Here is a 5,131-nt window from a genome sequence, read left to right on the forward strand (position 1 = left end):
CCGATCTAAATGATCATCAGGCCTGGCAGGAGCGTGTACGCAACCTGCTTGGCAAGATGGACAGCGTTGAATAAAAAAACAGAGCCTTTTGGCTCTGTTTTTTTATCTGTCAGGGACGCTATGTAATGAGAGGCTGGCAGCCTGATGGCTCCAGCTTGCTCGTTATCCTGCCTACTCGATATCAAGCGGCTCGGGTGAAAGGATAACTCCCGTCGTATCGGCATAGATGTGATCTTCCGGCAGGAAGGTGACTCCGCCAAAATTCACGGCGACATCGACTTCACCGATACCCTGTTCATCGGCACCGACCGGAATGGAAGCCATCGCCTGGATGCCTAGCTCCATTTCGTCCAGATCATCGACGTTGCGGACACAGCCGTAGACAATAATCCCTTCCCACTCATTAGTGGCAGCCAGCTGCGCGATATCAGCATCAATGAGTGCGCGTCTCAGTGAGCCCCCGCCGTCGACAAGCAATACACGGCCCACACCGGGTTGTTGCAGCACATCACGAATCAGCCCGTTATCTTCAAAGCACTTAATGGTTGTTACCTGGCCGCCGAAAGAGTTTCGGCCACCATAAGAGCTGAACATTGGCTCAACAACATCGACTTGGTCGAGGTAGATATCGCATAGTTCGGACGTATTATATTCCATAAGTTCGCTTCTTCTTGTGGCAATTGAAAAGGGTCGGTATACAGCCTGCTGAGCATGATTCGTTGCTGATGGCTTTCTGCTAACCTGTTGAAAGTATAACTAGCCAATATGACATTGCAATAACGCCCCTCACAAAGCAGGGGCAAGTTAGCGCGTCAGATTCTAGCCGGCTGCCAGTACCACGCCGGCGGCGAACAGCAGGTTTGTAAGCAGCGCACATTTTACCATGGTGGCCATCATCGGGCGCAGGGCGGCTCCGTCTGCTGACTGTAGTACCTGTTTCCCGTGCTTGAACAACAGGGGGGCACTCAGGACGAACAGCCAGCCAAACGGCGAGTGCAACTCAAGGGCAGCAAACAACGCTAGGCAGAGTACGCTGCCAGCCAGCAGGAACAAATGGTACTTGCGTCCCCAGTCAGGCCCCATGCGTACCGCCAGGGTAAGCTTGCCGCAGGCCCGATCATTGTCGATATCCCGCAGGTTGTTGATATTCAATACACCGACGGCTAGCAGACCGCAGGCCGTGGCAGGTAACATAATGACCGAGTCGATTTGTCCGGTTTGCAGGTAGTAGGTACCGGCAACGCCAAGCCAGCCAAAGAACATGAGTACCGAGAGATCGCCCAGGCCGCGGTAGCCGTAGGGCTTGTTACCGACGGTATAGGCTATGGAGGCCGCAATTGCCATCAGGCCCAGCAGCATAAAACCGAACATATCCTGGAGGTTGTTGCAGGCGATGAAGATCAGGCTCAGGCCGCTGGTGACGGTCAGCAGGATATTTAAGATCATCGCATTGCGCATCGCTGACGGGGTTACCAGCCCAGACTGGATTGCGCGTTGTGGCCCAAGGCGGTGCTCGTTGTCCGTTCCTTTGACGGCATCGCCATAGTCATTTGCCAGATTAGACAGGATCTGGAGTAGGAGTGCGGTCAGCAGGGCCAGGCCCGCTACTAAAGCAGAAAAACTTCCTTGCCATCCTGCGACTGCACTTCCGCATACAATCGATGCGACAGCCAGCGGCAAGGTTTTCGGTCTTGCGGCATCCAGCCAGATTGCGAGTGAAGATGAATTCATAATGTGCTTATTTCGGAATCAGTCGAAGGGCTATTATGGCGTATACACAGCGATGGGCAACTTTATCGGCAGATTGTTTGTTCAAGAACAAAAAAACGGTGCCTTAAAGCACCGTTTTGATATAGGAGAAGAACAAATAGATCGTTAGGGCTTACAGGATGAAGCGGCTCAAGTCTTCGTCTTCAACCAGCTCACCGAGACGCTCGTTGACATAGGCTTCGTCGATGACCAGCTTGTCACCCGATTTTTCGGTCGCGTCGTAGGACAGTTCTTCCATCAGGCGCTCCATGACCGTGTGCAGGCGGCGGGCACCGATGTTTTCGGTACGTTCATTAACCTGCCACGCGGCATCGGCCAGTTTGTTGATCCCGCTTTCGGCAAACTCAATCTCTACCGATTCGGTGGCCATCAGTGCCTTGTACTGCTCGGTCAGCGAGGCATTTGGCTCGGTCAGGATACGCTTGAAATCGCCGCTGGTAAGGGCTTCAAGCTCGACGCGGATTGGCAGGCGACCCTGAAGCTCCGGGATCAGATCCGATGGTTTTGCCACCTGGAAGGCACCGGATGCAACAAACAGGATGTGATCGGTTTTGACCATACCGTGCTTGGTCGATACGGTGCTCCCTTCTACCAATGGCAGTAAGTCTCGCTGGACACCTTCGCGAGACACGTCTGGACCCGATGATTCACCGCGCTTACAAATCTTGTCGATTTCGTCGAGGAACACGATGCCGTTGTTTTCAACCGCAAAGATGGCCTGTTCTTTCAGTTCTTCCTGATTGACCAGTTTCGCCGCTTCTTCTTCGGTCGCCGCCTTCATCGCGTCTTTGATTTTCATCTTGCGCTTTTTGGTGGTGTTACCGGCCAGGTTCTGGAACATGCCCTGAAGTTGGTTGGTCATGTCTTCCATGCCCGGAGGAGCCATGATCTCGACACCCATTTGCGGGGCGGCGATTTCGATTTCGATCTCTTTGTCGTCCAGCTTGCCTTCGCGCAGTTTCTTGCGGAAAGACTGGCGGGCCGTAGAGTTGCTGTCTGCTTCTTCGTTCTGGCCCCAGGCATCACGTGCCGGTGGCAGCAGAATATCGAGAATGCGGTCTTCGGCCAGCTCTTCGGCGCGGAAGCGGACTTTTTCCATCGCCTGCTGGTGGGTCATTTTCACCGCGACATCTGTCAGATCGCGAATGATGGTTTCGACTTCTTTGCCCACATAGCCCACTTCGGTGAACTTGGTCGCTTCAACCTTGATGAAGGGGGCGTTGGCCAGTCTGGCCAGGCGGCGGGCAATTTCGGTTTTACCGACACCGGTCGGGCCGATCATCAGAATATTTTTCGGGGTTACTTCGACACGCAGTTCTTCAGGAAGCTGCATGCGGCGCCAGCGGTTACGCAGGGCAATGGCCACTGCACGCTTGGCCTTGTCTTGACCGATGATATGACGATCAAGCTCATGAACGATTTCGCGAGGAGTCATCTCAGACATTACGGCTTCCTTACTTGGTATCAAGCTCTTCGATAGTGTGTTGGTGGTTGGTGAAGACACAGATATCACCGGCAATGTTCAGTGATTTCTCCGCAATTTCACGGGCACTGAGATCGGTATTTTCCAGCAGGGCTGTCGCTGCGGCCTGGGCAAAATTACCACCTGAACCGATTGCAATCAGATCATGTTCCGGTTGGACGACGTCACCGTTACCGGTGATGATCAGGGAGCCGGTTTCATCGGCTACCGCCAGCAGGGCTTCCAGCTTGCGCAGCATGCGGTCGGTGCGCCAGTCTTTGGCTAGCTCGACGGCTGACTTGAGAAGATGGCCCTGGTGCATTTCCAGCTTACGCTCAAAACGCTCGAATAGGGTGAAGGCATCAGCCGTGCCGCCGGCAAAGCCTGCAAGAACTTTGTTGTTGTATAAACGGCGCACTTTGCGAGCGTTACCTTTCATAACGGTATTGCCCAGGGAAACCTGGCCATCACCGGCGATAACGACTTTACCGTTTCGACGTACAGATACGATAGTTGTCACGGTTTTACCTCTTTGAGTCTCTCCGGCGTGTGCCGGTATCGGTATTAATGCTTATCTGGGGATGGGGGGGGATTTTTTCAAGGTATCGGGATTGGAAAAAGAAAAGGATGCAGTTGCATCCTTTTTCTTGAACCTGATGTTGCGGGCTTTCCGGGGCGGGCCGTTTATTCCCAGAACCAGATGGCACAAGGCTCGATACCGGCTCGTCGCAGCATGTTGCGGTCACTTTCGGCTTTGCGCTTTTGCGGGTAGGGACCCAGGATCACCCGGTACCAGTTGCCTTTCTCGCCCTGGCTGATCTTGACCTGGCTGGTGAGTCCCTGGAAGGCAATCATGGCCTTGCGCTGCTCGGCCTGATCTTGGCTGCGATAGGCGCCGCATTGCATCAGATAAGGGCGGCTAGGCTTCTGCTCTTTCTTGGCCTCGACCGGGACTTCCTTGTTTTCCAGCTCCTCGATATAGCGCCATTTTTCTTCCGGTTTCGGCGGCAGCTTTTTCTCTTGCGCCTTAACGGCGGGTTGCGGCTGTGGCTTCGGCGCGGGTTTTGGCTGAACGGTCTCGGGCTGGGGAGCCGGCGTTGTTGACAGGAAATACAGGCCGTAGCCGAGTGCGCAGACCAGGCACAATGCTATCAGTGCCCATTTTATCGGGAAGCCGCCAGAGGCAGGGGCTTTACGTGTGTTACGGGCTGGCTTTTTCGGCGAGCGTCCGCGCTTTACATAATCTTTTGTGGCCACAGTTAGAATAAACACAACGGGAAAACAATTCTCGCTATGTTACAAAGTTGCGCTGGGGCTGACTAGTGTTGGGATCAGATCTGGACGAAATGCTTGCACGCCATTGGGTGAATTTTGTGAGCTTATGCCCAAAACATAAGCTCACATTGGGACTGTATTCCGGTTACTGGGCCGGTGGCGCGGCACTTTCCCTGATCACCAGCTTGGCATCGAGCAGGCGGGAGCCTGATGAGATTTCCTTGCCCTTGAGGATTTCAAGCAACATCAGCATCGACTGACGGCCGATTTCATAACGAGGCTGAGACACGGTGGTCAGAGGCGGATCGCAGTATTCGGCGAACTGGATGTCATCGAAGCCGACAATCGATAAATCTTGCGGTACCCGGAAACCCAGACGCTTGGCTTGTTGCATGGCTCCGATGGCCATGACATCGTTATGGCACAACAGCGCCGTTGGTGGCTCGGGCAGGGACAGCAGGGCAGTGACGGCGCGGGCACCGGCTGCGAACGTGAAATCGCCCTTAACGGTATAGGCCGGATTGAGTTCGACGCCTGCACGACGCAATGCCTGTTGGTAGCCTTGCGAACGGAACTGGCACAGGGCTGCCGAGTCAGGCCCGGAAATTTGTGCAATGCGTTTGT

General features: G+C 54.4%; 6 protein-coding genes. All 6 read right to left on the bottom strand.

Going from position 1 to position 5,131, the window contains the following annotated elements; translation table 11 throughout:
• Positions 1 to 171 precede the first annotated feature (171 nt).
• Entirely contained in the window at positions 172 to 657 is a 486-nt protein-coding gene (gene rraA / locus MHN01_RS16205) for a ribonuclease E activity regulator RraA (protein WP_239412291.1), read from the bottom strand.
• A gap of 162 nt (positions 658 to 819) precedes the next feature.
• The gene (locus MHN01_RS16210; RefSeq protein WP_239412292.1) at positions 820 to 1,731 is read right to left on the bottom strand and encodes a 1,4-dihydroxy-2-naphthoate polyprenyltransferase; all 912 of its coding nucleotides are present in this window, start codon (positions 1,729 to 1,731) and stop codon (positions 820 to 822) included.
• A gap of 151 nt (positions 1,732 to 1,882) precedes the next feature.
• Positions 1,883 to 3,214, bottom strand: a complete 1,332-nt coding sequence (gene hslU, locus MHN01_RS16215; RefSeq protein WP_239412293.1) for an HslU--HslV peptidase ATPase subunit — start codon at positions 3,212 to 3,214, stop codon at positions 1,883 to 1,885.
• A gap of 10 nt (positions 3,215 to 3,224) precedes the next feature.
• Positions 3,225 to 3,752: an ATP-dependent protease subunit HslV gene (gene hslV / locus MHN01_RS16220; protein ID WP_239412294.1), complete on the bottom strand. Its 528-nt coding sequence runs from the start codon at positions 3,750 to 3,752 to the stop codon at positions 3,225 to 3,227.
• A gap of 164 nt (positions 3,753 to 3,916) precedes the next feature.
• The gene (locus MHN01_RS16225) at positions 3,917 to 4,489 is read right to left on the bottom strand and encodes an SPOR domain-containing protein (RefSeq protein WP_239412296.1); all 573 of its coding nucleotides are present in this window, start codon (positions 4,487 to 4,489) and stop codon (positions 3,917 to 3,919) included.
• 163 nt (positions 4,490 to 4,652) lie between these two features.
• Positions 4,653 to 5,131 (bottom strand): substrate-binding domain-containing protein (locus MHN01_RS16230; RefSeq protein WP_239412295.1); only part of this gene is annotated, 479 nt, incomplete at its 5' end.

Source organism: Photobacterium sp. OFAV2-7 (genome assembly GCF_022347985.1).
Classification (GTDB): Bacteria; Pseudomonadota; Gammaproteobacteria; order Enterobacterales; family Vibrionaceae; genus Photobacterium.

What these genes read in the sequence shown, in the direction of transcription:
- rraA (WP_239412291.1), bottom strand. Translation starts at nt 657, where the DNA reads ATGGAATATAATACGTCCGAACTATGCGATATCTACCTCGACCAAGTC.
- MHN01_RS16210 (WP_239412292.1), bottom strand. Translation starts at nt 1,731, where the DNA reads ATGAATTCATCTTCACTCGCAATCTGGCTGGATGCCGCAAGACCGAAA.
- hslU (WP_239412293.1), bottom strand. Translation starts at nt 3,214, where the DNA reads ATGTCTGAGATGACTCCTCGCGAAATCGTTCATGAGCTTGATCGTCAT.